Source organism: Lactobacillus sp. ESL0791 (genome assembly GCF_029433255.1).
Taxonomy (GTDB): domain Bacteria; phylum Bacillota; class Bacilli; order Lactobacillales; family Lactobacillaceae; genus Lactobacillus.
On the sequence record NZ_JAQTHU010000001.1, the window covers coordinates 323,862 to 350,540 of the forward strand.

26 protein-coding genes and 1 pseudogene are annotated in these 26,679 nt (G+C 40.9%); 22 read left to right on the forward strand and 5 right to left on the reverse strand.

Annotated elements, in window-relative coordinates:
• Nucleotides 1-107 precede the first annotated feature (107 nt).
• From PT285_RS01645 to PT285_RS01675, 7 genes are all read left to right on the forward strand, one after another.
• Nucleotides 108-953 carry a glycosyltransferase family 2 protein gene (locus PT285_RS01645; protein ID WP_277147356.1) on the forward strand — a complete coding sequence of 282 codons (846 nt, stop codon included), beginning with the start codon at nt 108-110 and terminating at the stop codon, nt 951-953.
• Entirely contained in the window at nt 950-1,606 is a 657-nt protein-coding gene (locus PT285_RS01650) for an alpha/beta fold hydrolase (RefSeq protein WP_277147358.1), read from the forward strand. The genes PT285_RS01645 and PT285_RS01650 overlap by 4 nt, the downstream gene beginning before the upstream one ends.
• Nucleotides 1,607-1,697: 91 nt before the next feature.
• On the forward strand, nt 1,698-3,131 hold the full coding sequence (locus tag PT285_RS01655; protein WP_277147360.1) for a sucrose-6-phosphate hydrolase: 1,434 nt from the start codon (nt 1,698-1,700) through the stop codon (nt 3,129-3,131).
• Nucleotides 3,132-3,498: 367 nt separating this feature from the next.
• Entirely contained in the window at nt 3,499-4,485 is a 987-nt protein-coding gene (locus tag PT285_RS01660) for a ribose-phosphate pyrophosphokinase (protein WP_277147362.1), read from the forward strand.
• Nucleotides 4,486-4,620: 135 nt separating this feature from the next.
• Nucleotides 4,621-5,304: a TetR/AcrR family transcriptional regulator gene (locus tag PT285_RS01665; protein ID WP_277147364.1), complete on the forward strand. Its 684-nt coding sequence runs from the start codon at nt 4,621-4,623 to the stop codon at nt 5,302-5,304.
• Between the two features lie 12 nt (nt 5,305-5,316).
• Entirely contained in the window at nt 5,317-6,147 is an 831-nt protein-coding gene (locus tag PT285_RS01670) for a hypothetical protein (protein ID WP_277147366.1), read from the forward strand.
• A gap of 59 nt (nt 6,148-6,206) precedes the next feature.
• The gene (locus PT285_RS01675) at nt 6,207-6,698 is read left to right on the forward strand and encodes a GNAT family N-acetyltransferase (RefSeq protein WP_277147368.1); all 492 of its coding nucleotides are present in this window, start codon (nt 6,207-6,209) and stop codon (nt 6,696-6,698) included.
• Here the strand turns inward: PT285_RS01675 and PT285_RS01680 are convergent, their stop codons facing one another.
• Complete coding sequence (locus tag PT285_RS01680) at nt 6,699-7,694, reverse strand: CAP domain-containing protein (protein WP_277147370.1); 996 nt, start codon at nt 7,692-7,694, stop codon at nt 6,699-6,701.
• A 155-nt stretch (nt 7,695-7,849) separates the two neighbouring features.
• Here PT285_RS01680 and PT285_RS01685 point away from each other — a divergent pair, with 155 nt between their 5' ends.
• The 6 genes and pseudogenes from PT285_RS01685 to PT285_RS01710 all read left to right on the forward strand — a co-directional run bounded on the left by PT285_RS01685 (nt 7,850) and on the right by PT285_RS01710 (nt 12,943).
• Nucleotides 7,850-8,938, forward strand: coding sequence for a D-alanine--D-alanine ligase family protein (locus PT285_RS01685; RefSeq protein WP_277147372.1), 1,089 nt, complete (start codon nt 7,850-7,852; stop codon nt 8,936-8,938).
• A gap of 20 nt (nt 8,939-8,958) precedes the next feature.
• Complete coding sequence (locus PT285_RS01690; protein WP_277147374.1) at nt 8,959-9,678, forward strand: transcriptional regulator; 720 nt, start codon at nt 8,959-8,961, stop codon at nt 9,676-9,678.
• A 69-nt stretch (nt 9,679-9,747) separates the two neighbouring features.
• Nucleotides 9,748-10,866, forward strand: a complete 1,119-nt coding sequence (locus tag PT285_RS01695) for a YibE/F family protein (protein ID WP_277147376.1) — start codon at nt 9,748-9,750, stop codon at nt 10,864-10,866.
• Nucleotides 10,863-11,655: pseudogene (locus PT285_RS01700) on the forward strand (YibE/F family protein). The gene PT285_RS01695 and the pseudogene PT285_RS01700 overlap by 4 nt, the downstream one beginning before the upstream one ends.
• Nucleotides 11,621-12,439, forward strand: a complete 819-nt coding sequence (locus PT285_RS01705; RefSeq protein ID WP_277147378.1) for an alpha/beta hydrolase — start codon at nt 11,621-11,623, stop codon at nt 12,437-12,439. The pseudogene PT285_RS01700 and the gene PT285_RS01705 overlap by 35 nt, the downstream one beginning before the upstream one ends.
• A 237-nt stretch (nt 12,440-12,676) precedes the next feature.
• Nucleotides 12,677-12,943, forward strand: coding sequence for a hypothetical protein (locus PT285_RS01710; RefSeq protein ID WP_277147380.1), 267 nt, complete (start codon nt 12,677-12,679; stop codon nt 12,941-12,943).
• A 51-nt stretch (nt 12,944-12,994) separates the two neighbouring features.
• On the opposite strand, the gene PT285_RS01715 is transcribed toward PT285_RS01710, so the two are convergent.
• Nucleotides 12,995-16,003, reverse strand: coding sequence for a TIM-barrel domain-containing protein (locus PT285_RS01715; protein WP_277147382.1), 3,009 nt, complete (start codon nt 16,001-16,003; stop codon nt 12,995-12,997).
• A gap of 150 nt (nt 16,004-16,153) precedes the next feature.
• On the opposite strand from PT285_RS01715, the gene nagA reads away from it, so the two are divergent.
• Nucleotides 16,154-17,308, forward strand: a complete 1,155-nt coding sequence (nagA, locus tag PT285_RS01720) for an N-acetylglucosamine-6-phosphate deacetylase (protein WP_277147384.1) — start codon at nt 16,154-16,156, stop codon at nt 17,306-17,308.
• A 62-nt stretch (nt 17,309-17,370) separates the two neighbouring features.
• On the opposite strand, the gene PT285_RS01725 is transcribed toward nagA, so the two are convergent.
• Entirely contained in the window at nt 17,371-17,847 is a 477-nt protein-coding gene (locus PT285_RS01725; RefSeq protein WP_277147386.1) for a nucleoside 2-deoxyribosyltransferase, read from the reverse strand.
• 47 nt (nt 17,848-17,894) lie between these two features.
• Nucleotides 17,895-18,695, reverse strand: coding sequence for a tyrosine-protein phosphatase (locus PT285_RS01730; RefSeq protein ID WP_277147388.1), 801 nt, complete (start codon nt 18,693-18,695; stop codon nt 17,895-17,897).
• A gap of 150 nt (nt 18,696-18,845) precedes the next feature.
• Here PT285_RS01730 and PT285_RS01735 point away from each other — a divergent pair, with 150 nt between their 5' ends.
• Nucleotides 18,846-19,319, forward strand: coding sequence for a universal stress protein (locus PT285_RS01735; protein WP_277147390.1), 474 nt, complete (start codon nt 18,846-18,848; stop codon nt 19,317-19,319).
• A 66-nt stretch (nt 19,320-19,385) separates the two neighbouring features.
• Here PT285_RS01735 and PT285_RS01740 read toward each other — a convergent pair whose 3' ends face one another.
• A complete protein-coding gene (locus tag PT285_RS01740; RefSeq protein WP_277147392.1) occupies nt 19,386-19,961 on the reverse strand; it encodes a DNA-3-methyladenine glycosylase I in 576 nt (191 codons plus the stop codon).
• 343 nt (nt 19,962-20,304) lie between these two features.
• On the opposite strand from PT285_RS01740, the gene PT285_RS01745 reads away from it, so the two are divergent.
• The 7 genes from PT285_RS01745 to PT285_RS01775 all read left to right on the forward strand — a co-directional run bounded on the left by PT285_RS01745 (nt 20,305) and on the right by PT285_RS01775 (nt 26,653).
• Complete coding sequence (locus PT285_RS01745; protein WP_277147394.1) at nt 20,305-21,225, forward strand: phosphate/phosphite/phosphonate ABC transporter substrate-binding protein; 921 nt, start codon at nt 20,305-20,307, stop codon at nt 21,223-21,225.
• 279 nt (nt 21,226-21,504) lie between these two features.
• Nucleotides 21,505-22,434, forward strand: a complete 930-nt coding sequence (locus tag PT285_RS01750) for a phosphate/phosphite/phosphonate ABC transporter substrate-binding protein (RefSeq protein ID WP_277147396.1) — start codon at nt 21,505-21,507, stop codon at nt 22,432-22,434.
• Nucleotides 22,435-22,454: 20 nt separating this feature from the next.
• Nucleotides 22,455-23,225, forward strand: coding sequence for a phosphonate ABC transporter ATP-binding protein (gene phnC, locus PT285_RS01755; protein WP_374211452.1), 771 nt, complete (start codon nt 22,455-22,457; stop codon nt 23,223-23,225).
• Nucleotides 23,218-24,018 (forward strand): phosphonate ABC transporter, permease protein PhnE, encoded by an 801-nt coding sequence (gene phnE, locus PT285_RS01760; protein ID WP_277147400.1) that lies wholly within the window; start codon nt 23,218-23,220, stop codon nt 24,016-24,018. Before phnC ends, phnE (PT285_RS01760) begins: the two co-directional genes overlap by 8 nt.
• On the forward strand, nt 24,018-24,830 hold the full coding sequence (gene phnE / locus PT285_RS01765; RefSeq protein WP_277147402.1) for a phosphonate ABC transporter, permease protein PhnE: 813 nt from the start codon (nt 24,018-24,020) through the stop codon (nt 24,828-24,830). The genes phnE (PT285_RS01760) and phnE (PT285_RS01765) overlap by 1 nt, the downstream gene beginning before the upstream one ends.
• 131 nt (nt 24,831-24,961) lie before the next feature.
• The gene (locus PT285_RS01770; RefSeq protein ID WP_277147404.1) at nt 24,962-26,017 is read left to right on the forward strand and encodes an IS30 family transposase; all 1,056 of its coding nucleotides are present in this window, start codon (nt 24,962-24,964) and stop codon (nt 26,015-26,017) included.
• A 150-nt stretch (nt 26,018-26,167) separates the two neighbouring features.
• Entirely contained in the window at nt 26,168-26,653 is a 486-nt protein-coding gene (locus PT285_RS01775) for a hypothetical protein (protein ID WP_277147406.1), read from the forward strand.
• The last annotated feature ends 26 nt before the right edge of the window (nt 26,654-26,679 follow it).

The following is a 26,679-nucleotide window of genomic DNA, read 5'->3' on the forward strand; positions in this document are numbered from 1 at the left end:
TTATTGGACAGGTAAATTTAGATAATTTTATTAACTGCTTAAAATTTGTCTAGACCATGCGCAAATTTCATTAGATGATATAATAAGACCAAGATAGGGAGGATGCTATGTTAAAGCAACCTGAATTAACCGTCATTATGCCGGTTTACAATGTTGAAGCTTATTTGGGCCGCGCGCTGGATCATCTAGCTAACCAGACAGACCCCAATTTCAAATTGCTAATTGTTAACGATGGTTCTACTGATGAAACTAGGCAGATAGCAGAAAGTTACCGCCAGCAGTTTCATCATTTTAAAATTATTAATAAGCCCAATGGCGGCTTATCCGATGCCCGCAATGTCGGGATGGCAAATGTTGATACACCGTACTTTACTTTTCACGACGGAGATGACTGGGTTGATCCCGGTTATACGGCTTTTTTTGTTCAAGCCTTTCATGATTATCCCGACAGCGCAATGGTTTCGTGTGGTTTTTGGCTTGATTATGAAAATAAACCTCAATCTGTTATTAGTACTAAAAAAGTAGCGGCAGGGATGAAAAACCGGTTACGGACCTACCAGCTGGTGACTAATCCGCTGGGCTCCTTTTTTAACAGCCGCTTTTTGACTACCCCGGTAAAAGGCTATACCTGGAATAAAGGCTATAAGACCAGCGTTGTACGTAAAAACAAGCTGCGCTTTGTTGAAAATCTAACTTTTATGGAAGATCAAATTTTTAACGTGCAGTATCTGGCGCTTACTTCCGGTTTTTATTGCACGAGTCGGCCGCTGTATCATTATTTTCAACGTAAAGACAGCATGGTCCACGATTTTAACTTAAAGATGATCCCGGATGATTTTAAGGCGAATTATTTAATCCTTAAAATCATTTTACACAGCCTTTGGCGGGAGCGAAAAAAGGCACGGACTGACAAGCAGAAGTTGGTTCAGGCTAGTGAAAGGAAACAATCATGATTGAAAAGGTTAACGGTGTTGGACTTTATTATCATAAGTTAGGTAAGGGGACGCCCCTGCTGCTGCTTCATGGCCATCACCTTGACGGTGAGATGTTTGATAAGCTGGTGGCGCCCTTGTCGCTTTATTACACGGTTTATGTGCTGGACATGCGGGGCCATGGTTTAAGCGAGGGTGACGTTGCCGAGCACTACCAGACAGAAGTTGAAGATGTTTCTGCTTTTATCAAGCAAGTTGGCATCCAGGGCTGTTATTGCTATGGTTTTGATGCCGGCGGCCTGGTAGCCATGATGCTTGCCAGTCAGCAGACGGATATTTTCAAAAAAATAATTGTGGCTGGTGTTTTTGTTAACGGTGCGGGTATTCGCCCCTACCATTACTTGACAGAAGGTTGCTTGCGCTTCCTGCGGCTTGACCGCGACAGCCGGGTTGAATTGACCGAAAGTTTTATGTCTGAAGACAACCTGAAGAAAATTACCATTCCCGTTTATTGTGTGGTTGGTGAAAAAGATTGGGTCAAGGTGGAACATGTGCGCTGGTACAGCCAAATTATTCCGCAGGGCCAGCTGATCTTGATGCCGCGGCAGACGCATAACAGTTATGCGGTTAAGAGCTTGAAAATGCTGGACTTAATTGAAAATTCTTTTAAATAATTGCGAGGTGCAGAGATTAGCTTTGCGCTTTTTTTTGTAGTTCGTTGTATTATTTTAAAAAAAGACCAGCAGAAGACTGAGAGGAAAAATAATGGGGAAAGAAACTACAACCAAAAGTTCTGGGATCACAAACGAGCGTTATCGCTTAAATTATCATGTTGCGGCACCAACCGGCTGGATGAATGATCCCAATGGCTTTTCGTATTTTAAAGGTTATTACCATCTTTTTTACCAATATTATCCCTATTCTGCTGAATGGGGCACGATGCATTGGGGACATTACCGCAGCAAAGACCTGGTTCACTGGGAGGAGCTGCCGGTTGCGCTCACGCCGGGGGATGCTGAAGATCGGGATGGCTGCTATTCTGGAGGTGCCATTGTCAAAGATAATTGTTTATACTTATTTTATACAGGACAGCATTATTACGATGCCAATAATCCTAGTCGCTTTTGGCAGACACAAAACATTGCTTGCAGCAGGGACGGAATTCATTTCACTAAGTATGAGAATAACCCCGTAATTGCTCAAGCCCCAGAAGATAACACTGAGCACTTTCGTGATCCTAAAGTCTGGCAACACGAAAATAATTATTACATGGTTTTGGGCAGTCAGAATAAAAGGGGCTTAGGCCGGGCTTTGCTTTATCGGTCTGCAAATTTACTGCATTGGTCATACTTGGGTCCAATTGCTGCGGCTGACAATGCTGAAAAAGAGGGCAATATGTGGGAGTGTCCAGATTTATTTAATTTGGATGGGAAAGATATCTTGCTGTGCTCGCCCAAAGGAATTAAAGCAACTGCTAAGGAATACCTGAATAAAGATGAAACTGGTTATTTTATTGGCAGTCTAGATTATCGTAAAAACAAATTTACGCATGGCTCTTTTAAAGAGCTGGATCACGGGCATGATTTTTATGCAGCACAGACAATGCTTGCTCCGGACAAGCGCCGGATTGTCATTGGCTGGCTTGATATGTGGCACGCGCAAATGCCGGAGCAAGCAGACGGCTGGGCAGGAGCGTTAACGCTGCCACGTGAATTAATTTTGAAAGACGATCACTTGTATATGAGGCCGGTTGCTGAACTGAAGAGCCTGCGTCAACAAGAAATTATTAATGAAGAAGAACTAATTAGCAAAAAACAACTTGCTGTGCCCGATTCGCAGCATCTTGAGCTTCTGCTTGAATTTTTCGTTGGCAATTGGTCAGGTAAAAAAATAAGTTTTATCTTAAAAAATGATAACAATGAACTAGTTTCACTAACTTGGAATAATGCAGCGAATGAAGTGGTTCTTGAGCGTGCCGACAAGCAAAAAGAAGATAAAAAAAGGTTTGGCAGCTTAAAGCCAAGCGCCAAACTAAAAATGCAAATTTTTATTGATACCAGTTCAATTGAGATTTTCTTAAATGATGGCGAAGTAGTTTTTTCCGAGCGTTATTATACAGAAGAAAAACCAGAAATCATAATTAAGACCCAAGCAGAAGTTCAGACTAAAGTTCAGGCTTATATGTTAAGCCATGGCTGACTTAAAATTACGTTTTGCGGTTTTTCCTTGCAGTGTTTGTTGTGCCGGTCTCATCTTCGGAAAGCACTTCTCGTCCAAAATTATTAATTACACACATAACATATTTGTCTGTTATTTTGGTTGCTGATTTATCCGAAATACTACCAAAATCTAATATATTATTTTCCAACTGTGTTATTCTATTTATAAACTACATAAAAATTTAAGATTAATATAATATTGCAGCATTTAATAGTTTAGCTAGAGTTAAAAATGATTTTTTGGTAAATTTGAAAAAAATTAGCTTATTTTTGGGTGCTTTTTCAACATTAAATTCTTTTTTTAGTTATAATATATTTAATGATAGTTTTAAATATAAGAGGTAACAATGAACAAGGAAGAAATCTTGCAGTTATTACACCCAATGAAGTTAATTGGGCTCGGTGGCAATCCCGCATTAAACGAAAAAATTGCCGGAATTTTGAAAAAACCGCTGATTCAGACTGCGGTACACCATTTTAGTGACGGCGAAATTCAGGTAAATATCGGTGAAAGCGTCCGGGGCTGCGATGTTTTTGTCATCCAATCAATTCAGGATCCGGTAAATGAAAACTTCATGGAACTGGAAATTGTGTTGGATGCACTGCATCGGGCATCGGCTCACCGCATTAATGTTGTCATTCCCTACTTGGCATATTCGCGCTCGGATACCAAGACACGCTCACGGGAGCCGATTACGGCCAAATTGGTTGCTAATTTGCTGCAGATTACCGGAATGGATCATTTAATTGTGCTTGATTTGCATGCTTCGCAAATCCAAGGCTTCTATAATATTCCGGTTGACCACTTGCACGCAATGCCGCTTCTGGCGCAATATTTTTTAGATAATGGAATTGCCGCTGGTGAGGATGATGACTTAGTGGTCGTTTCCCCTGACCATTCTGGTGCTAAAATTGCGCGTGATTTTGGCCAGTATTTTAATGCGCCGATTGCGATTGTTGACCAGCGTACTGCGCGTTATGATACGGAAGTTCATGACATGATTGGCAACGTTAAGAACAAGAAGTGTATTATTGTTGATGATTTAATTGATACAGGATCAAGAATTTCGTCTTCAACTAAGTCGGTGATGGCTGCTGGAGCTAAAAAAGTTTATGTGGCCGCAACCCACGCTCTGCTTTCACAGAATGCAACGGATGTCCTTAATGAACTGCCAATTGAGCAGATTGTTGTAACCGATACAATTAAGCATAGTCATTATCCAGACAGAATGGTTCGCATGTCTGTTGACCTTCTTTTAGCGCGCGGAATTGATTATGTTTATAATGACCGTTCAATTCATAAAATTTTTGATGAGCAGGATAGATTAAAATAATTCTGCCCAAAAAAGTTAATCCTCTTTTAAACTGGAGGATTTTTTATTATAATTTGCTCGCTTTTTGTGTACATTTGGCACTAACCCTTGATATAATATAACAAATTTGTTTGAAAGTAATTAGAGGATGATAATATGGCAAGACGAAAAAATATGGAAAGACGAAGAGTTATTTTAAGGAATACTTTTCAGTTGATTAGAGAATACGGGATGGATGGTGTCTCTTTTCAAATGATTGCGGAGGAAACGGGTATTTCTAAATCATTACTGCAATCATATTATCCGCATAAGGAAAAGTTGATTTCCGATATCATCCATAACTTATTTCATACTTTAGGTACACAAATTGAAGATTATAACGATATCGTTAAAAATCAACCATTTGCTTTTACCAAGTCTTTTGTTTATACAGTTGCTCTTTTGGGGGAATATGACGACGGGATTGACAGAATTATCACGGACGTATTCACCAGAAATGAAACATTGAACAAATGGTGCGGAATGCTTTGTGAATGGGTTAGTGAGGCCGGCCTTTTTGACGAAGTTAATCCTAATGAACGAGAAGTGAATGCGGGCATTGCGTTTGTGACAACAGGAATGGTTCGGCTTTACTGTAATCGTCGGCATTTTAATCTTACACCTGAGCAAATTGCCGATTATACAACCAAAGCATTTATGTATAGCTTTATGCATTGCTCTACAAAGCAGGTTGACCAAGCGCTGAAGCTGGGCAATGAAATGGTTAAAAAGGCTGATGTAAAAGCAATTTATAAGGCAGTTGACACAATGTTTAACAAAGGAAAAGAATTTTTCGGTTAGTGAGGGATAAGAATGGCTGACGGCACGCGCTCAGCTGCCAGGCGAGTAAATAGCGAACAAAACAGTCAATACAAACGAATACTGACTTTTATTATTTTTCTACTTACGGCGTTGGTGATGCTCACCGGAACTTTTCTCAACCCCTTTTTTATGAAGAGACAGATTAGAACCGATAATAATCAAGCAACAGTGGTGCGGAAAGTCAATGTTAATTTTAATATTTTAGCCGGTCTTATCGGTGCCAGCGAAGATGAAGATGCAAATTTGTTGACGGTTAAGCAGACACAGCCGATTGCTGATCACGTTGTCGACTATTCTTTAGGGATTCACTGGCTTAGATCCGATAGTTTGGGTCTAGCTAAGCAGATTCTGCATGATATTGACTTAAATATTGATAAAGATTCTTCAAGTGTGGCACAGCGAATAGATGATAAATTAAATAAACAGCATAATAACGCTCCTTATTTTATCGTGGAGGCCTTTAATTTAAACACGATCATGCTTGGAGCCAATATTGCTGTGGTACTGTTAGTGGTGAATCTTGTGCTTATAGTTTGTACGGGCATTAGTTTGTATTCATTAATTACGGATATGATGACGCGAATGGCTACGAGAATGTTGGTTCATGATGTTACTGCTGCTGGGATGTGGGCCGGCTTTTGGCTGATTTTGATTTTTGGTTTGTTGGCACTCATTCCTGTGGCATTTAATGTTGAAGCAATCGCTGTTTTCGGTTTTTTGCTGGAAATCAGCAGCAGCGTGTTTCTGTATAACGTGATTGTGGGTGCACTGCTATATGTCATTTGTGCAGTTCCATGGAAGATTACAGCAGAAGATAATTAAAAGTTGAGTCATGGCTCGCAAGGAGCTGTGGCTTTTTATGTCTAGAAAGAGTTAATTTGATGGCAGTTGAATACGTTCAGGCGCAAAAAGAAGATTTACCATTCATTGTCGCGGTTTATAACCAAAACATTGCTAGTAAAAAGGTGACAGCGGATCTTAAGCCGGTAACGATTGCAGAAAGAGAAGCTTGGTTTGCCGCACATAATGACCACAGGCCGCTGTGGATAATTGAAAATGATGGTGAAAAAGTTGGCTGGCTGAGTCTAGAATCTTTTTATGGCCGCCAGGCTTACCATGCGACAGTTGAAATCAGCATTTATATCGACCGTCATTTTCAAGGCAGAGGACTTGGCAGTAAGGCCCTAGCATTTGCTGCTGGACAAACAAAAAAGCTGGGGATTACGACAATCCTCGCTTATATTTTTAGTGTAAATACTGCCAGCCAAAAACTATTTGCTGCAGCTGGTTATCAAAAGTATGGCCATTTGCCGCAAGTAGCGGATATGGCTGGTCAAGTCATTGATTTAGATATCTTGGGCAAACGATTTTAGTTAATTTCCTTTTAGGCTGAATAATTTAAATTTGTAAGAACTGATTCCAGCAATATTAACTTGGTATTCGTGACCTAAAATCAGCGGGGTTTTTCCGGGTGAATAGGTGATCACCGTTTTGAAATTACCGTAGCCGGCACTGCTGTAATTATTAATGTCGGTTGCTTGATAGGTTTTTCCTGAATCTTTGTCGGTAATTGTAATTTTGGGGCAATTGTTGATGCGCTTGTCTGCTAAATATACTGACCATGCGATATTTTCTCCGTCTAATAATTCAAGTGGAAAAAGTTCGCTGGATGGATAAGTTACAAGTGGGGCAGATGCCGGCCTATAAGTGTCCGCATGATTAACGACTTTTTGGACATAATAGCAGTAATTATTGCTGCCATAAGTGGCACCGATCCCAACAGAGGAGAGCCGCGGTGATAAAAGCCACGCGCGGTGGCCGGTGTCGCTGCCTGTCAGATTATATTGGTCGGTTAAGAGGGCATTAATGATGCTGGCAGATGTTTGCTGGCAGCTGATAAAATGCAGGTTGGCTGCTGCAGAAGTATTTTTAGCAAGCTGCCACAACCCCCCGCTGATAAAGGCAGGCCTTTTTTCGTAAGGCAGCCCATGCTGGTTAATAAATGGATTGGCACCAATTGCGGCCATGACAGCTGCGGTTTTTTGGGCCTCTTTTTGTGTCAGCGAATTTTCGCTAACTGGCTGCAAGTTAAAAAGGCTGCGATAAAAGTTTAAATAATTTAACTGGCTGTCAATGTAAGCGGGAACGAGCCTGCCCGCGTTAATTTTATTTTTAAGTACGGGCTGTTTAAGGTAAATGTTATTTGCATTGTATTCGGTTTTATCCAAAGCGGCATATTTTGTTTGCAGGTGCTGAATTTGTTCCTGTTCATTTGGGGTATAGGCTGCTTGAGCCGCTTGGGTGCTGCCTAATACTATCGATACTGTCAAAAGCAGTGTGGTCAGTGTTCGTGTAAATTTGTGCGGCATGCTTATACGACCTTTCTTTGCTTGATAAAGTAATTATAGAACAGCGGCAGATTTTTTATTAAAAAATATTGTTAAATTTACCGTAATTTACAGTTTTTGGAAAGTTTATTACGTATAATTAAAAGTTGATAATAATAATTAAGAGGTAAAAAGTAATGACTAAGAAAACGCAAGTAGGCTTGATTTTTGGTGGTAATTCTTCAGAATATGAAGTATCCATTTTGTCTGGACATAATATTTATAATGCAATTGATAAGGATAAATTTGAAGTTCATCCCATTTGGGTTACCAATGATGGCTACTTTGCTAATGAAGAAGAATCCTTTAAGGTTTTAAAAAATCCATCATACAAAATTAAAACGCCGCATGAAATAGCCAATATTGCAAATCTGGCTGAATTGGCTCATCTGCCGGAAATTGATGTTTTCTTTCCAATTGTTCATGGTAATTTGGGTGAAGACGGTAGCATGCAGGGATTGTTTAGAATTTTGGATAAGCCATTTGTCGGTGACGATGTTTTAGCCGCTGCCGTGACAATGGACAAGGAATTTACCAAGATTTTGGCACAGCGTGCTGGTGTGCCGGTAGCCCCGTGGATTGCGATTAAGCGATTTGAGTATCAAGATGCTGCCAGTGCTAAACATGACTATGGAAAAGTTAGTGAAAAATTGGGACCAGATTTGTTTGTTAAGCCGTCCAATCAGGGCTCTTCAGTTGGGGTCCACCATGTGACCAATGAAGCCGAATTTACTGCGGCATTAGCCGACGCCTTTAGGTATGATGATAAAGTTTTGATTGAGCAGACAATTCAAGGGACAGAGGTTGAAACGGCCGTTTTGGGCAACGACAAGCCGCTGGTGTCCGGCGTCGGTCAGATCTTTAATGCTGCTGGTACTTTTTATTCTTATCAAAATAAATACGATGACAATTCAACAACCAAATTGCAGATTCCGGCAGATTTGCCAAAAGAAATTGTTGACAAGGTGCGTGCCAACGCATTAAAAGTTTACCAGGTAACTGAGTGCAGCGGGATGGCTCGGATTGATTCGACGCTGCGTGCTAGTGATAATAAGGTGATTTTAACAGAAGTCAATGCTTTGCCGGGTTTTACCAATATCAGCATGTATCCAAAGCTGTTTGAAGAGTCCGGAATCCCTTATACGGAATTGATTACACGCTTAATTAAGGCTGGAATAGAGCGCTATAATCATAAGAAAACGCTGCTTCATAAAATAGATTTATAATTGCTGTAAGGAGTATTTCAATGGCAAGCGATAGGCATGATTTCAAGGAATTAATGGCGCCGGCCGCTGCTGCTAAAAAACTGCACATTAGTGTTGCTGCCTTGCGTAAATATTCCTTGATGATTGAAAAAGTTACGACAAATAAAAATTATTATCAGCGGACTAAACAAGAGATGCGTTTATACAGCAAGAAAGATCTCACTGATCTAGCGATTTTGCATGACTTGATCGTTAAGGATAATTTGACTGTAGAAGAGGCCGCACGACAAGTTTATTTGGTTAATAACAAAAAAGCAGAAGCACCGGATCGTGAAGCTGCACAGGGAAAGCCGGCACAAATACAAGAAATGATGCAGCTGTTGCAATCCTTGCAGCAAACAATTATAGCCCAAAGTAAGGTAATTGCTTCACTGCAGGCGCAGCTTGAACGAGTTGAGCAAAAAAATACTACAGATGCAGTTCTACCAGATGAAGTAAAACCGACGAGTACTACTGCTGTCCCGGAGATATTTGACTCAGCTGCAAAAACTAAGTCGAAAGCTGATCAACCGTCAGAAAAAAGCAAAAAAACCCCTCCTGCCCAGAAAATAGAAAAAAGCAGTGAAGAAGTTCATGCGGAAATTTTAAGTAAAGTAAAAGAAAACGCACAAAAAAGGGGTCCGGGAGTGGAATACCGGACACTTGCCGACATGCAGTTGCCCAAAGAAAAACACTGGTGGCAAAAGTTGTTGGATCACTAAAATGTTGAGGTGGCTTAATAGTCACCTTTTTGTTTTAAAATTATGGTTAGTTTGCGGGGTTAGTAAAAGATGAAAATCAAAAATAAACGGCGTTATCTTTGGGCTGCGGCAGTAGCAATAATTGGCTTGGTCTTGACTGCGTGTACTTATTTTGCAACGGATATTTACCAGAAGGATGATGTAGCCGTGATTACGGATCATGTTATTGCGGACCGCTTAATTGAAAAAAATAAGGATGTCTATAATAATGCCGATCAGACACGGCAGCAAATTTTGCATATTAAGGTCTTGTCGGGTCGCTATCGCGGACAGCATTTTACTGTCAAAAATATCTATTACCCATCACAGCTAGTTACACAGAAGTATCGGGCGCGGCAGCGAATTTTCGTTAATATTAAAAAAGGTGATCCGGCCTTGCAGAATCCCAAGCGGGATTGGGTCTTGGTTTTGACCTTAACGATTACGTTGACACTGATGATTGCCATTGCGGGTAAACATGCCGTTAATTTGGCGATCTCGATGGCAATCAGCTGGCTGCTGTTTTATCTGGTAATTGCTTGTAATCTAAAAATGAATGGTGCCAAGATTATCTTGCTGTTCAGTTTAGCCGATATTGTGTTTTCTTTTTTCAGTTTACTGCTTGTGCAAGGTCTGAATAAAAAAATGCTGGCAACTTGGCTGGCAACCTTGCTTGGCGTTTTTGTTTCGTTTGCGCTTTGCTATCTCGTGATGCGACTGACAGGTGAAACAGAAATGAAGTATGAAACAGGTGATTACGCAACTCAGGATCCGCGGGGCATTTTTTTGGCGCAAACTTTACTGGGAGTTTTGGGTGCGGTGATGGACGAAGCCACAGATATTATTTCCAGTCTGTATGAATTGGTACAGACCAAAAAGGGACTAACGGCACAGCAGCTAATTAACAGCGGCCGCACGATGGGTCAGGAAATTATGGGTCCATTGATCAATGTCTTGGTTTTGATTTTTATGGCCGGCGAATTACCGATGACGATCATCTACCTGCGAGATAATAATTCACTCAGTTCCGCCTTTGGTTTTACCCTCTCACTTGGTGCAACCCAAAGCGTGATTTCAGCTATCGGAATTGTGTTGACGGTGATTTTTGCAACGGGCTGCAGCCTCGTATTTCTAAACGATAAAAAATTAAAGTGGGGTAAAATAAAATGAGTACTTTGACTGCTTTAATTATTATTTTAGCAATTTTAATGACAATTGTAGGTGGTGAAACTGGAATTCGCAGTTTCTTTAGTGTTTTAATTAATACAGCATTACTGATTTTGGTGGCTTTACTAATTTCTTGGGGAATAAGTATTCCTATTTTGATTTTAATTTTTATTCCGCTTAAGTTAGTTACAATTATCTTTTTGGGTACACATGATTATCAGGTGGCCAAAAATTCCTTTTACGCAGCTTTTATTGTCTGTTTGCTGGTTAGTTTACTGATCTTAGGGTGCGAATGGCTGGCCCAAGCTGCCGGACTTGGCCCGGAAGCGGGGGAAGTGCTCGTTGGACTGTCACAGATGCCAGGCTTAAGCTACCCCATGATTGCGGTTGCAGTTGCAATTTTTTCGGCTTTGGGTGCGGTTGCCGAGGCGGCTGTGGCAATGAGTTCGGGTCTGCTTGAAATTAAAAAACATAATCCTGAAATCAGCCGCAATGAATTAATCAATAGTGGGACAAAGATTGGCAACGATGTTTTGGGAACAGCAATGAACACTATTTTGTTTGGGATGTTTGGCAGTTTTTTATCATTATTTTTATGGTATTTCCGCCTACATTACAGTTTGGGCGAAGTTTTTAACGAAAAACTATTTGTCAATGAGGCATTAATCATCATGTATTCGCTAATTGGTGTGCTGTTGACGGTACCCCTGTCAACTCATTTCTTGGCACGGGGAATAGGAAAAAATGAGGTGAAAAAATGAAAGTAGAAAATTTAACGTTAACAAACTTTAATGGTCGAGAGTTCAAGATTCATAATTACATGTTGGCTAATATTGGTGACTTGGTGACGCCAATGCATCCGCTGGCAATTGTGATTCCGGGCGGCAGCTTTGATCATTTGTCCAAAAGGGAGGGCGAACCTGTTGCCCTAGCCTTTAATAATCGTGGATTTAACAGTGTTGTGATGGAATATAATTTGGTTCAAGAGGGCGATATTTATCCCGACGCGGGGTTAGATGTTTTGACAACCGTGAAGTATTTTCGTGAACGTGCTGCAAAATACAATATTGATCCTGAAAAGATCGTTACGATCGGCTTTTCCGCTGGCGGTCATGTGGCCAGTATTGCCAATGCGATGGCGAATGCGCATGATTATCAACAAAAATATGGTTTTAAAGCAGCAGCGGTTCGCCCCAATAAAACCATTTTGGGCTACCCATTGATTAATATTGAAAAAATTGGCTTTGATGTTCCAGATGATGAAGAGGATCTAGTTCCAGATGATCAATTTTTGAAGGATAGTTCGACGGGTGTAACACGTGAAACACCGGCAACTTTTATTTTTCACGCTTGGGATGACCCGATGGTTCTGGTGACTAACACTTTGGAATATATTAAAGCGCTTCATGCCAAAGAAGTTCCGTGTGAGGTGCATATTTTTAACAAGGGCGGCCACGGCTTTTCCCTTGCGCGAACCGATATGGTTATCAAAGACCGCGAGTTTCAGGACAATCCGCACGCTGGCCACTGGTTCGATCTTGCAATTGAGTGGCTGAACAGTGAATGGGGTAAATAATATTTAATTTTAGATCTTTGATTATACTTTTAGCTAAAAAAGAGGGTAACATATTATTTCGAGTTTTTCGTAAACAATTGAATGCTAATAAAACTTGCTTTTCAGATCATTACGAAGGTATTTTAATGTTTCAGAAAGTATGTAAAAAAATATAAGAAATTCATGCAAAGTCCTTGCTTTTCCTGATAGATGGTATATAATACCGGTATTTATAGCGAAAAGAAAGGACATGATTTTTTGAAGTTAATCAAGATTAAAATTTTAACAGTTATCAGTGGCTTGCTAACTTTGAGCGGTTTGGTCATGTTATTCTTTGGTTTATGCAATCAACTAGATAGATCAAATCATTTTCTTATGAACGAGCAAGTGATTAACCTGAACGGTTATACTGATTCGACAATCTTTTTGGCTGTGACCTCGATTGTGATTTTTGGGGTAATGTTTTTTACCAATTGGGCAAAAAGTAGGCAGCTCCAAGCACATCTGATAAGACATAAAAGTTAAAACAAAAAGTGCATCTCAATTGTGAGATGCATTTTTTGTTCCGAATGAATTTTATCTTTTGGCTCTGAAGAAGATAATTTCTTTCCCTGCAGCAAAATTACCAACTGCTTGGTAAATGTTTAGTCTAATTGCTTTCGCCGTCAAACCGCGTAAACCGATGACTTTATTTTTGCTGTCTGCTTTCCAAGGCATTTTTTCACCGTATGGTGCAAAGTTTTCGCCGTCGGCGGAAACATCAATGCTGATGGAGGTTGGGTCACCACCGTGGTCAATGTTTCGCGGAACGAAGGTCATTCTGCTCAACTGTTCTGGCTTGGCAAATGTAAAAATCAGCTGCAGCGGCTTTTCTTCGCTAATGCCGCTAACGCTTTGCCACTCGCTTGCTTCTTTTAGATCGGTTAAATAGCTGAGAGGATAATTTGGCTTACTGTCAAAATTGCTTTCTACCTGAAGGTCTTTAATTGCATAGTCTGTTGCAGACCGCTTAGTAATAATGCCAAAATATTCTGACCACTGAGAAACTTTGCTGCCTTGTGCATACCGCATGCGAATAATGTAACGCGAGCTTGGCGCCAATTCATGAAAAGTAAACGAATTGCCATCAATGCCTTCATATAAAAGACCATTAATTTCTACCTGAACCCGCTGGGCAACCCGTGGCCAGGCGAGTGAGAATGAATGTGCGGTGATTTTTGCGGGATCAACTGTTGGAATTTTGGGTACGCGCAGCAGTGAATCCGTGATTGCGTGCACCATGACTTTTTTACCGTAATTAAAATTTGCAATAATGATTTCAATTTTGGCATTTGCAATATTACGCTTAGCTAATTTGATTTGCAGCGCTGTTTGCCCATGTTTGGTGTATTGGGCAAAAGCAGGAAAAGGACGGTAGTTGGTATTATAAAAGAAGCCCTCTTTAGCAAGTGCGAATGAATCATTTGTGCCGTATTCCGGCAGTTCAATTATTTCGTCATTGATTTTGACACTTATTTTTTCGGGATAAGAGTCACACATAATATTTAAATTAGTAGTGTCTTCAGTTCTCATTCCGTTAAAGTTGCCCTGCACCGGTTCGATTTTGATTGCTAAATTGCTGGTACTAAGTTTGCTGCTGATGACTGTTTCGCTGTGATTGTAAGTAAAATCGGTTGAGCTGTTGTCGTTGTATATTGTGCTGCTGCTTGTGCCTTGCGGGTAAAATAAGAAATTGCGTTCGCCTAAATCAAAGATTGCACCGCCGCGCACAAAAACAGGCAGATGCCAAGTGGGGTATGATAATTTATTAAAAACTTGTCCGCCCATAAATTTTTGCCCGGTAAATAGATCAATCCAGATCGTCCGTATCCCCGGTAGGTACAAATTATCCTTGCGTGAATTGCATTCAGCATCTTCACGCCCGTTGGTGATGGGAGCAATTAACAAATTTGCTCCCAGCATAAATTCGCTGCCAAATTGTTCGCTGTAATTGACCTGTTCGTGGGGAAATTCAATAAAAAGGGGCCGCAAAATAGGACTTCCGCTTTGTGCGGAGTAGGTTAAAGTATAGAGGTAACTTTTAAGCTGTTGCCGCAATTGGAGGTAAGCCCAATTAATTTGCGTCATTTTTTTGTTGTAAGCAAATGGCTCCTTATCATAGTTGCCTTGATCGTCAATGTAAAAAAGGAGCGGCGTAAAGATCTTCCATTCAAAATCACGAACGCTGATTTGCGCATTGCCACCACCGCTGATGCCGTCAACGGCTGCCCCCATGAAAGGCTGGCCGGATAAACTGGCACCTAAAAAACTGGCAACTTGGGTTGCAATGTTATCCCAGTTGCCGCCAGCAGTGCCGAAGGCAAGAGCAGTTTTGCCTTGGCTTTTTCCGATGCCATAGTTTGCCAAAATTAACGGCCGCTGCTTGCTTAATTTGCTTTGCAAAAGCTCAGCGTCCGCAGTTAAAGTGGCAGGCTCGCTTGAAGCACTAAAAATAAAAGAAGTATTGGCGGGTAATTTGTCAGGAACCTTTTGACTCCAGATTCCAGCGTGAATGTTGTGCTTAGCAGCGTAATCATTAAAAGTGGTCAAAGAATTCTGATCAGCGTCTGCAACTTGGTAGTTAGGCACAAACCAGGAAAGTGGGAAGTGTGCTTTTTGGTAGCGATCAATCATTGCCCGTGCCGAAAATTGATATTTTTCTTCACCATTAAGTGAAGCTTTTCCGCTTGCTTGTTCAGGATTGGTGGTTCGAACAAAATAATTATTGTTAAACTTGCTGGCATTGCGTTCTTTTGCTTGGCTAGGCTGCCACATTGTCGTTACAAAATTACCAACATGTCCCAATCCGAGCGCATATTTTGGCAGCATCAGTGGCTGACCGCTCAATAAATAAAGTTTTCGCAAAAAGTCTTCTGCTGAATTACCAATTAGATAGAAATTATCAAAGATACCACTATCGTGGCTGAGTTTTGTGACATTTTCTGCATTTTTACCAAAATTATATCTGCCAGGTTGAAGTGTATTACGCAGCTCGCCAAAACCGGAATTAGACCAAAAGAACGGTACCTGCGTCAGAACGCCGCCCTTACCGGTAAGATGATCGCATCTGATTTCGATTTGTTGACCTTTATGGCTAAAATGCCCATTTTGCATACCGCCGCCAAAATAATATTCGTTCTTGTTTTGTTTTAGAAATTCAGTGGTCATGTTTTCTGATAATTCCAGTGGACTGCTCTGCTCCATTCGTGTTCGGTGTAATTCTTCGTCAAAGACACTGATTGTTGCCGGATTTTGGTTAAAAATAATTTGCAAATTAGCAGAATGGATGATCAACGAATCACTGGTTGCGCGGACCGTCGACTGATCAAAAAATTGCTGGTTGATTTTGGGCAAATTAATAAGAGCAGTTTTTTTCGGTGTAAAAGTTTGGTCAGGGTCAAGAAAATAGCGAAAAATTCCGTTGCCGATAATATAAAACCGGGCAATTTCGCCGGTAGAATAATGCAGTTCATAGTAATTGCTGCGTTTGTTTGCGCCGATAAGTCGACCTAATTGCTGGTTATTTACTTGCATGTCTTTTGTCATAATTTGTTCTTCCTATCAACTTACTATGTCTATTATAACCAAAAAAGTTACATTTTTATTAGCTTTTGAATTAAAACTGGTAAAGACCAATTATTCGGATTAAAATAGCAGTATAAATTGAAAAAATTATTTTTGAAATGGAGAAAAACGATGACTTATTATATTCATGCAGATAAATTTTTCTTGGAAAATACCACCGAACTTGGCGGCTATTTGGAAGTTCAAGATAACGGCAAGTTTGGTTTTTATTACCCTGAAGAAAATAAACCGACGGGTAAGATTGTGAATTATCCTGGCAAATGGATTGCTCCCGGCTATGTTGACACGCACGTTCACGGCTCTTTGAAAGAAGATGTCATGAAAAGTGATTGGCAAGGAATAAAGCATTTGTCTGAAGGCTTTTTACGTGCGGGGGTAACCAGTTGGCTGCCGACAACTTATACTGCCGGAGCTGATACCTTAACGAGAATCTGTCAAATGTTTGGTGCCCATAAGGGCGAAGAAACAGGAGCGAAGATTCAGGGCCTGCATTTTGAAGGACCATACTTCACGGCGGAACATGCTGGCGCCGAGAACCCGAAGTACCTGCTTGATCCGGATATTAACCAGTTTAATGGATGGCGTGCTGCTTCCGCTGGTTTACTCAACAAGATTGCCCTTGCACCGGAGAGAAAGGGTGCAAAGGAATTTATTCGGGCAGCGACAAATGAAGGCATAGTTGTGGCATTGGGACACTCAAGTGCAACTTACCGCGAGGCTGCGGCCGGAGTTGAAGCCGGTGCCACGATGTTTACCCATACTTTTAACGGGATGCCGGATCCATCGCACCATGCACCGAGTATTTCCAATGCTGCCATGGCACTAAATAATGTCACGGATGAATTGATTTGTGATGGTCACCATGTCAAAAAAGAAATGGTGCGTGCCTTGATTAAAGTTAAGGGTCCTGAGCATATTGCCCTGATTACCGACTGTATGGAAGCCGGGATGATGCCGGACGGCGATTATAGCCTGGGTGAATTACCGGTTTATGTTAAGGATGGCATGGCGCGGCTTAAGGACAATGATAATTTAGCCGGCAGTATCTTGCAACTAAAGAATGCGGTCAAGAACGTGGTTGACTGGAACGCAGCAACACCGGAAGAGGCCGTGATGATGGCATCATATGTTCCAGCTAAGAGTGCCCACATTTTAGACAAGTGCGGTTCGATTGCACCGGATAAGGACGCGGATTTCTTGGTACTGAATCCGGATATGACCCTGCAGGAGACGTATTTGAACGGTGAATCACGTTATCAGGCATAATTTAATAAAACGTAAACAAAAAGATTCTCGTGAGAGAATCTTTTTTAGTAGGGCTAACTTTGTTAATAAACGGCACCGTCATAAAAGTTGAAACGCGGCTGATTAAAATTAAAATCCTTCAATTCGCTAATTTTAATTACTCCGTCACAAACGCCCCAGCTCATCAGGTTGATTGGTTTGCCGTAATCTTCATCGGGAATCACCAGCAAAATATACTTGCCTTGGCTTAACGCGTAGCCCAGTTCCATTCCTAGACCAACATCTTCTTCGTCTGGCAGGTAAACACCAAGCATAATGTCGGCAGACTTGATACCAATTAAGTCACCTTGATAAGTTGCGCTGGCCCATTCAATATCGTGGAGATATTCCGGATGTTCGTCAACCCGGATATTTTTGTATTGGTTATCCAGCGGAACATAACTGTTTTTCAGGTCAATTGTTGGGTTTTCTTCTAAAGCCTTCATTGCTGCTTGGTAAGCTTTGTTTTGCTTGTCGTTAAACCAGCCGGCGCCAAAGTAAACGGTTTTTGTTTTTGTCATTGTTTTCTCCTCTTTTTTGTCATTGTTTTCTCCTCTAATGTTAAGCCTTATTCAAGATAGATACTGCGTAAGTCCGCAATATCCTGGTCGGATAATTGCATTACCTTATGCAAATAATTGTCAATGCTGCCATAATTTTTAGTGATCGTCTCCATAATATGATTGAAGTATTCAGGATGAACGGTCTGAAAATCACGCAGCACATGCAGGGAACTATCACTTGCTCCTCTGAGTTTTGCCTGCTTCAAAAAGTTGGCGACATAATCCTTAGTGATAACATTGGTTAAAAGGTAGTCATTTTTGATTGTCTCAAAAGGAACACCCAGCGCACTTAAGATAAGAATTGCACCAAACCCGGTGCGATCTTTGCCCGCTGTACAGTGAAAGAGCACGCTCTGCTCCGGTTCTTTATTTGCCAGCAGCAAAGCAAAAAACTTCCGGTAAGCCTCATTAGCAACCTTGCTGGTAATCATGTCTTCATAAGCCAGCAGCATATGCTGAAAGCCAAATTCTTCGTCTTGATTAGCCTGGCGGATTATTTCGCTCATACTTTTGGAAGAATCGGTTAAGTCATCGCTGAATACGGGATCATACTCATAATCAGCGCCTTCAGGGATTGGATCTGGCTGCGCGTCGACTTCATCCTTGCTGCGAAAGTCAACAATATACTTAACACCGTATTGGCTGAGATAAGCTAATTCGTCTTTAGTTAATTCAGCTAAATTTCCGGTCCTAAGCAGCTTGTGCTTTTTAATTGTCTTGCCGTCGGTAGTTTGATAGCCGCCCAGTTCACGAAAGTTGCGGCCATGGTTAACGCCGGTTAATTTTTTATCAATTTCGTTAGTCATAAATTCCACCTTTATCATTTAATGCACATCATCTATTCTAGCAACAAATAAGGAAGTAAACAATTATAAAAAAGTAGTAACGCTCTAAATTATGCTAAAATAAGGGAAAGAAGTTTTGAAAATGTTTTTTAGGAAATGAGGAACGTGAGTATGGGAAAAGAAAGTATTTTAGTGCCGGTTGATGGCTCTGAATCAGCTGAACGTGCCTTTGACAAGGCAATTAAAATTGCAATGACGGATGATGCTCATGTTGATGTGCTTAATGTGATTGATACACGGCAATTCTTAGGCGAGATGCAGGATACTTTGATTTCAGGCGACACTGTTTACCAAATGACACAGGACGCCGAAAAATATCTAAAAAGTCTGCAAAAGTGGGCCAAAGATAATTTTAACTTTGACGATCTTGATTACCACATTCGTTATGGCAGCCCGAAGGCGGTTATTTCTTATGACTTCATCAAGGATCATGGCGATAGCCTGATTGTTATTGGAGCAACCGGCTTAAACGCGGTTGAACGGATGCTGATGGGCTCGGTGACCGAATATGTCAACCAGCATGCCTTGGCGGACGTCTTGATCGTGCGCACTGATGTTGACAATAACCCAATTAAGCCGAAATAATTAATGCTTAATGAAAATGCATTGAATAACGAATTCTGGTTTATTTAACCGGAGATCCGTTATTTTTTATCCTTTATATTTAAACGGGCAGCTTTCAAGGTGGTCATTGATCAAGCCAACTCCTTGTAAAAAAGAATAGGTGGTCACGGGGCCAACGAAGGAAAAACCATCTTTTTTCATTTGCTTGGCAATGCGTGTGGCTAATTCACTAGTTGGCGGAATATCTGCCAATGTTTCTGGATGGTGAATAATGGGATTAACAATAAAACTCTGCAAGTATTTGGTAAAACTGCCGTGCTTAGCTTGAATCATCAGCACAGTTTTGGCATTGTTGATTGCTGCCGTGATTTTCATCTTATTGCGGATGATCGCCTTGTTTTCAAGCAGCATTTGCAGATCATCAGCGGTCATTTGGGCGACTTCTTCGGGGACAAAATTTTTGAATGCCTGCCGGAAGTTTTCGCGTTTGTGCAAAACAATTGCCCAGTTTAGCCCCGATTGAAATGCCTCAAGAACCAGCATTTCGTAGAGATAATTATCAGCCAAATTCAGCTTGCCCCACTCATGATCATGGTAGTTCTGCATTAATTTGTCTTGGCTTCGTGCCCACGGACAGCGTAAATCATTATTAATTTGTTCCATATGTTTGTTTTCTCCTAATGTCTTTAATTTTAGCCCTTATATAAAAATACGCAAAAAAGCAAAATACCTCTTTCATAAGTTTAAACTTTCTGCTATTATTGCTATGGACTAATCATTTGATTGCTTAAGGGAGTTTAGGTTATGCATGCATGTGGAAAAGCAATATTCGTTAGTAGTGCTTTTGTAAGGAGATCCGCCGACTCTCTTAGCAATTTTATGCTTGTTCAGTTTTTAATTAAAGGTGTCGAAAATAGGCTTAACGTAGTTCACGTTCGTGTTTGACGTTAAGCTTATTTTTTGCATTTTCGGGTTGCTATTTTTCAATGTCATGTAGGAGGGCATAATGAAAAAATTTAAAAAAGTATTAGTAGGGTTCGTTGCTGTGTTGACTGCCCTGGTTGCAACTGCTTGTTCAAGCAAAAGTTCAACTAAGGACAGTTCTACGCCCAAATCTTTAAATGTTCAGTTTGTACCTAGTAACGCTGCTACCAAATTGGAAGCACGGGCTAAGCCGCTGGAGAAAATGCTCTCAAAACGATTGGGCATTCCAGTTCATGTGACGATGTCAACTGACTACAATACGGTGGTTGAAGCCATGAAGTCGAAGAAAGTTGATGTCGGTTTCTTGCCTTCAGATGCTTATATCTTAGCGCACAAACAGCACGCTGCCGATTTGCTGCTGCAAGCGGAGCGTTACGGTATTAAGCAGCCGGGCGGCAAATTAACCAAGAGCCTTGTTAATTATTATCGTGCTGAGATTTTAGTTAAAAAGGGTTCAAAGATTAAAAGCTGGAAGGATCTTAAGGGTAAGAGCATTTCAGTTCAGAACCCAACCTCTACTTCCGGCTACATTTTTCCTGTAGCTGAATTAAAGGAAAAGGGTCTTAATGTGCCTAAGAGCTGTAAGTTAGTTACCGTCACTGGCCATGATCAGGCAGTTTTAAACGTTCTTAACGGCGATACTGATGCTGCCTTTGTCTTTGAAGATGCACGGACAATCGTACAAAAGGACAATCCTAAGATCATGAGTGAAGTTGTTCCAATTTACTTTACACAGAAAATTCCGAACGATACTATCTCAGTTTCACCATCAATGTCGAAGGCTTTCCGCAAAAAATTGGCAGATGCTTTCATTGCTATTGGTAAGTCCAAGGAAGGTAAGAAGGTAATTGAGAGCGTATATAATCATGAAGGTTATGTTTACGCTAAAGATAGTGACTTCGATATTATTCGGAAATACGACAAAATAGTAGCCGGAAAATAGAGATAAATCTTTGTTTCAGCACAGATTTCTGGTATTATTTATGTAGCAAATAATAATTGAATTTTATGGAGGCAGTAAGGGGCTATGCAGGTATACAGAGAAGTAAAATTTGCTGTAAATTTTTTCTTGGCCCTGGCAGCTGTATCCCTTGAAAGTTTAGTATTTGCTGGCTTGCTAATTAAAATTATTTATATTGAAAGACTTGATGCGCTTCACTTTTGTGTTTCGCCTTGAGTCTTTTTTTCTGATTTTATTTTTTGAAGCCATTTAGGAGGACGTATGAAAAAACTTAAGAAAATATTGGCAGGGCTTGCTGTTGGCCTAGCTGCGTTTAGTTTGGCAGCTTGTTCAGCCAATAAAAATTCAAGCAAGGAAGATTACACACCCAAGTCGCTGAATGTGCAGTTTGTGCCTAGTCAGGCAGCGGATAAGCTCGAATCCCGGGCCAAGCCGCTGGAAAAGATGCTTTCGAAAAGGCTGGGGATTCCGGTTCATGTTTCAATGTCGACCGACTATAACACGGTTGTGGAAGCTATGAAATCTAAAAAAGTTGATGTTGGCTTTTTGCCGCCTGATGGCTATATTCTGGCTCACAAGCAAAAAGCAGCTGATTTGCTGCTGCAGGCAGAACGCTACGGTGTTAAGCAGCCCGGTGGTAAACGCACGAAAAATTTGGTTAAGTTTTATCATTCAGAAATTTTAGTCAAAAAGGGTTCAAAAATTAAGAGCTGGAAAGACTTAAAAGGTAAGAGCATTTCCATTCAAAATCCGACTTCTAGTGCTGGATATGTATTTCCGATTGCCGAATTAAAAGAAAAGGGCCTGAATGTTCTTAAAAGCTGTAAGTTAGTTACGGTAACGGGGCAGGATCAGGCGGTTTTGAACGTTTTAAATGGTGACACCGATGCAGCTTTTGTCTTTGAGGATGCGCGGACAATTGTCCAAAAGGATAACCCGAAGATTATGAGCCAGGTGGTGCCGATTTACTTTACTAAACCGATTCCTAACGATGTTATTGGCGTTACGCCAAATATTTCTAAGAAGTTCAAAGATAAATTGGCCAAAGCCTTTATTTCGATTGCCAAATCAAAAGAGGGCCACAAAGTAATCGAAAGCATTTATACCCATGAAGGCTATGATTATGTGAAGGACAGCGATTTTGATATTGTCCGTAAATACGACAAAATTATCGAATCAACAAAGAAGTAAGGATTTGGTTAGTAGGGGTGATGGCTGCAATGGCAGAACCAATTATTGAATTAAACGGTGTAAAAAAGGTTTACGACAAGGGAGTTGTCGGCCTAAAAGATATCAATCTGACAATTAATCAGGGCGAGTTTGTTGTGATTGTTGGCTTATCCGGCGCGGGCAAATCAACTCTGCTGCGGTCAATCAACCGCTTGATTGATATCACTGCGGGTGATATTTTAATTGCCGGCGAATCGATTACCAAAGCTAAAGGTAAAAAGCTGCGGCTGCTTAGACGAAATATCGGCATGATTTTTCAGAGCTTTAACTTGGTTAAACGTTCAAGCGTTTTGCGCAATGTTCTTACGGGCCGGGTTGCCTATTATCCTACTTGGAAAAGCACGCTGAATTTGTTTAGCAGTGAGGACAAAAACCGTGCTTATGAGGCTTTGAAGCAGGTTGGGCTGGAAGATAAAGTTTATACCCGGGCTGATCAATTATCCGGCGGGCAGCAGCAACGGGTCGCTATTGCCCGTGTTTTGACGCAAAATCCACAGATTATTTTAGCGGATGAGCCGACAGCCTCCCTTGATCCGCAAACTTCTCACCGAATCATGGAAGATTTAAAGATGCTGAATGAGGATCACGGCATGACGGTGGTCATTAACCTTCATAGTGTTGCCCTTGCCCGTGAATTTGGCAAGCGGGTCATTGGGATTCGCGGCGGTGAAGTCATTTATGACGGTGCAATGGCTGATACACCTGAAGCTATTTTCACTAAAATTTATAATGGCGGTGACGAAAATGACTGATAGTGAGCAAAATTTAGCAGTTCTGCCCAAGAAAAAGCTGCACGTCATGAACCTAATCTGGCTGCTGGTGTTTATCGTTGGACTAGTTATTTCTACCAATGAAACGCATACAAATCTTAGCGCATTGTTTGCAAACTTTGATCAGTTCGGTGATATTTTTGTGCAAATGCTGCATCCCGATTGGTCCTATCTTGGCAGCGTCATTCCATTGCTGCTGGAAACAATTAAAATGGCGGTGCTGGGAACAATTATTGGTTCGGTGTTGGCTTTTGTTTATTCGTTGTTGATTGCCAGGAATATTGTTAAAAATAAGATTGTAACCAGTGTTTTGCGCTTTATCATGAATATTATCAGGACAATTCCCGACCTCCTTCTTGGGGCCATTTTCGTTGCGATTGTGGGGATTGGTCCCGTTGCCGGAATCTTGGCTCTTTCAATTTTTACATTTGGCGTGGTCGTCAAGCTTTTCTATGAGGCAATTGAAACGATTGATCCGGGTCCGATTGAAGCCTTGACAGCCGTTGGTGCCAATAAGCTGCAGATCATCATGTTCGCGGTGCTGCCGCAGGTCATGACCTATTTTATTTCTTACTGTTTGTATGCGTTTGAGATCAATGTGCGGGCTTCGACTGTTCTTGGTTATATTGGTGCCGGCGGCATTGGTCTGTATCTGCAGCAGACATTGCAGGTCTTTGACTATGGGAAAACCGGAACAATTATTATCGTAATTATTTTAGTCGTGGTGCTGATTGACTACGTTTCGTCTAAATCACGGGAGGCGTTGATGGACTAATGAATACTAGTATAAAAAAATTACCAGCTAAACCCGTTGATTATAAAAAGCGCATTAAATATTCCGTTCTGACAATTTTGACGATTGCACTTATTATTTGGTCTTGCACTGGCATTGATTTTGGCGGAATTAAAGCAACTGCCGGACAAATCGCCGGGGCCATCTTTGCGGGGATTTTTCATCCTGATTGGTCTTATGTTTATAATGGCAGCGGTGAAGACCTAGTTTCAGAACTTTGGCAGACAATTTGTATCGCCTTTCTGGGTACTTTTATTTCTGCAATTATCTCGCTGCCCTTTGCCTTTTGGGCCGCCCATACCAAACATAAGCATTGGTATGTTTCTCGCAGCGGGAAAATTGTACTGGCGGTTATTCGGTCATTTCCGGAAATCGTGTTGGCGCTAATGTTTATTAAGGCCGTTGGGCCGGGATCTGCTGCCGGAGTTTTGGCTTTAGGTTTTCACTCAGTGGGGATGCTGGCAAAGCTCTTTTCTGAAGAAATTGAAAACCTTGACGACGGGCCAAATGAGGCGGTGGCTGCCGCCGGTGGTTCTAAATTTAACATTACCATGTTTGCGACCTTGCCGGATTTGCTGCCGGCGCTGATCTCGAATACTTTGTACCGGTTCGATGTTTCGATCCGTTCAGCTTCGGTGTTGGGCTTAGTTGGTGCCGGCGGTATTGGCTATCCCCTGATCATTGCCTTGCAGTACCGGCAATGGAACCGCGTTGGCATTATTCTTTTGGGAATCATCGTTATGGTAGTTGTAATTGATTGGATTTCTGGTGCGATTCGGAAAAAGTTGATTTAGTAAAAAAACTAGTTTGGGGGATTGTATAATCAAATTGAACACTGAGCGTAAATCTTGGTGTTTCAACTAAAAAGCCCATTGGCTCCTTCTGTTAGAATGTAATTATCACCAAACACTCAGAAAGGATTCCAATGGACCAATTACATTCTAACATGAATATTCGCCAAAAAGGCAAACATCTCACTTTTGAGGATCGTGTGACAATCCAAGTTTTACGCAAACAAGGTAAGTCTTTACGTTTTATTGCCCGTGAACTGAATTGTTCACCCAGTACTGTTATGTATGAGCTCAGAAAGGGGCAAATCAGCCTTTATCATGGCAAAAAGCACCGCTATGATGCAAAAACTGCTCAGATAAAATATGAAGATAATCGTGCTAATTGCGGTCGTAAACTTGATTTTTTAGTTAAACATAGGTTCATTGATTACGTAGAGCAAAATTTCTTTGGTTCTCACAAGTGGTCACTTGATGCTATCTGGGGCGAGGCAACAGCTACTGGTAAATTTACCAGCAAGCAGGCTGTTTGCTCTAAAACTTTGTATAACTACGTTGAACGTGGCTTGCTTAAAATTAAGCCAACTGACTTACCTGAAAAATTGAGCCGTAATACTAAGATTAAACGTGTTCGTAAAAACAAAAAGAAGTTAGGCCGTAGTATTGAAGAGCGCGATCCAGCAATTGCTAAACGGTTGGAATTTGGTCACTGGGAATGTGATCTAGTTCTTGGTAATAAGACCAAGGACGATGAAGTTCTACTTACCTTCTACGAACGAATGACACGCATGTTCTTTATCATCAAGATTAAAGACAAAACTGCTGCTAGTGTCATGGCAGCTTTAGAAAACTTACGTCAGGAATACGGTGAACATTGGAATGAAATCTTTAAGACGATTACTACTGATAACGGGTCTGAGTTTGCAGATTTATCCCAGTTGGAACAAATTTCTGAAACGCTAGTTTACTTTGCTCATCCCTATACCGCTTGTGATAAAGGTGGAGTTGAATGCCATAATCGTTTAATCAGGCGCTTCATTCCCAAAGGACAGGCAATTAAGAAATGGGCTCTCACCCAAATCTCAGAAATCCAAGAATGGTGCAATGGACTTCCAAGAAAAATTCTCGCTTACCATACTCCAGAAGAGCTATTTGACCGGGAGCTTGATCGGATTTACCAAGTTTCTGCTTAAAAAGTGTTCAATTTAATATTGCAATTCTCGAAAAAACTAGTTTATAGTTTTTATCAAAGTTAAGAAATATTAAATTAAGGCAATTTTTGCTGTTTAGAAGCGATAAATTGCCTTTTTTGATATAATATAAGATAAATTGAGGAGGGCTACATGGAAAAGTTAGATACAATGATGTTGGCTGATGATTTGGCCTTGTCGCAGGATAAAATTTTAGGTAAAAAACAGAGCTTTGATGCTGAGGCTGTTTATAAAGCAATCGATGACCTAGGTGTTTTAAATAAACCGATTAAGACTTATTTTGGAATGACTGAAGAACAGTATTATGAAACCGAAAGTGACCACAAACTTACTCTGATTAAACTTTCAGATAAGTTGATTGATTTGCATGATCGCATTTTGACTAACCACGTTGACGGTTATGTCGATCAGGATAAAATCAACTTAACTTACAATCATGAAAACCCTTATGAAGATGGTTTTTATAATGCGGAAGTCGATTATCACGTTGTTACTTACAGCTTGAAGGTAATTGGTGCGGTAGAGGCAATTGCTGCACGCGATCTGCAGACTGTATTGTCAAAAGATGCAGTCCTGTCACTGGGGCTTGCAGCTTATGCTTTGGCACACAACGCATAGCTTTTTTAGTCGACATTAAAGTCGGC

Coding starts and splice junctions, on each gene's coding strand:
- PT285_RS01685 (WP_277147372.1), top strand. CDS start 7,850: ATGACTAAGAAAACGCAAGTAGGCTTGATTTTTGGTGGTAATTCTTCA.
- phnE (WP_277147400.1), top strand. CDS start 23,218: ATGACTGATAGTGAGCAAAATTTAGCAGTTCTGCCCAAGAAAAAGCTG.
- PT285_RS01655 (WP_277147360.1), top strand. CDS start 1,698: ATGGGGAAAGAAACTACAACCAAAAGTTCTGGGATCACAAACGAGCGT.
- PT285_RS01675 (WP_277147368.1), top strand. CDS start 6,207: ATGGCAGTTGAATACGTTCAGGCGCAAAAAGAAGATTTACCATTCATT.
- PT285_RS01735 (WP_277147390.1), top strand. CDS start 18,846: ATGGGAAAAGAAAGTATTTTAGTGCCGGTTGATGGCTCTGAATCAGCT.
- PT285_RS01730 (WP_277147388.1), bottom strand. CDS start 18,695: ATGACTAACGAAATTGATAAAAAATTAACCGGCGTTAACCATGGCCGC.
- phnC (WP_374211452.1), top strand. CDS start 22,455: ATGGCTGCAATGGCAGAACCAATTATTGAATTAAACGGTGTAAAAAAG.
- PT285_RS01770 (WP_277147404.1), top strand. CDS start 24,962: ATGGACCAATTACATTCTAACATGAATATTCGCCAAAAAGGCAAACAT.
- PT285_RS01665 (WP_277147364.1), top strand. CDS start 4,621: ATGGCAAGACGAAAAAATATGGAAAGACGAAGAGTTATTTTAAGGAAT.
- PT285_RS01660 (WP_277147362.1), top strand. CDS start 3,499: ATGAACAAGGAAGAAATCTTGCAGTTATTACACCCAATGAAGTTAATT.
- PT285_RS01715 (WP_277147382.1), bottom strand. CDS start 16,003: ATGACAAAAGACATGCAAGTAAATAACCAGCAATTAGGTCGACTTATC.
- PT285_RS01690 (WP_277147374.1), top strand. CDS start 8,959: ATGGCAAGCGATAGGCATGATTTCAAGGAATTAATGGCGCCGGCCGCT.
- PT285_RS01740 (WP_277147392.1), bottom strand. CDS start 19,961: ATGGAACAAATTAATAATGATTTACGCTGTCCGTGGGCACGAAGCCAA.
- PT285_RS01670 (WP_277147366.1), top strand. CDS start 5,317: ATGGCTGACGGCACGCGCTCAGCTGCCAGGCGAGTAAATAGCGAACAA.
- PT285_RS01725 (WP_277147386.1), bottom strand. CDS start 17,847: ATGACAAAAACAAAAACCGTTTACTTTGGCGCCGGCTGGTTTAACGAC.
- PT285_RS01695 (WP_277147376.1), top strand. CDS start 9,748: ATGAAAATCAAAAATAAACGGCGTTATCTTTGGGCTGCGGCAGTAGCA.
- nagA (WP_277147384.1), top strand. CDS start 16,154: ATGACTTATTATATTCATGCAGATAAATTTTTCTTGGAAAATACCACC.
- PT285_RS01705 (WP_277147378.1), top strand. CDS start 11,621: ATGAAAGTAGAAAATTTAACGTTAACAAACTTTAATGGTCGAGAGTTC.
- PT285_RS01680 (WP_277147370.1), bottom strand. CDS start 7,694: ATGCCGCACAAATTTACACGAACACTGACCACACTGCTTTTGACAGTA.
- PT285_RS01650 (WP_277147358.1), top strand. CDS start 950: ATGATTGAAAAGGTTAACGGTGTTGGACTTTATTATCATAAGTTAGGT.
- PT285_RS01750 (WP_277147396.1), top strand. CDS start 21,505: ATGAAAAAACTTAAGAAAATATTGGCAGGGCTTGCTGTTGGCCTAGCT.
- PT285_RS01645 (WP_277147356.1), top strand. CDS start 108: ATGTTAAAGCAACCTGAATTAACCGTCATTATGCCGGTTTACAATGTT.
- PT285_RS01775 (WP_277147406.1), top strand. CDS start 26,168: ATGGAAAAGTTAGATACAATGATGTTGGCTGATGATTTGGCCTTGTCG.
- phnE (WP_277147402.1), top strand. CDS start 24,018: ATGAATACTAGTATAAAAAAATTACCAGCTAAACCCGTTGATTATAAA.
- PT285_RS01745 (WP_277147394.1), top strand. CDS start 20,305: ATGAAAAAATTTAAAAAAGTATTAGTAGGGTTCGTTGCTGTGTTGACT.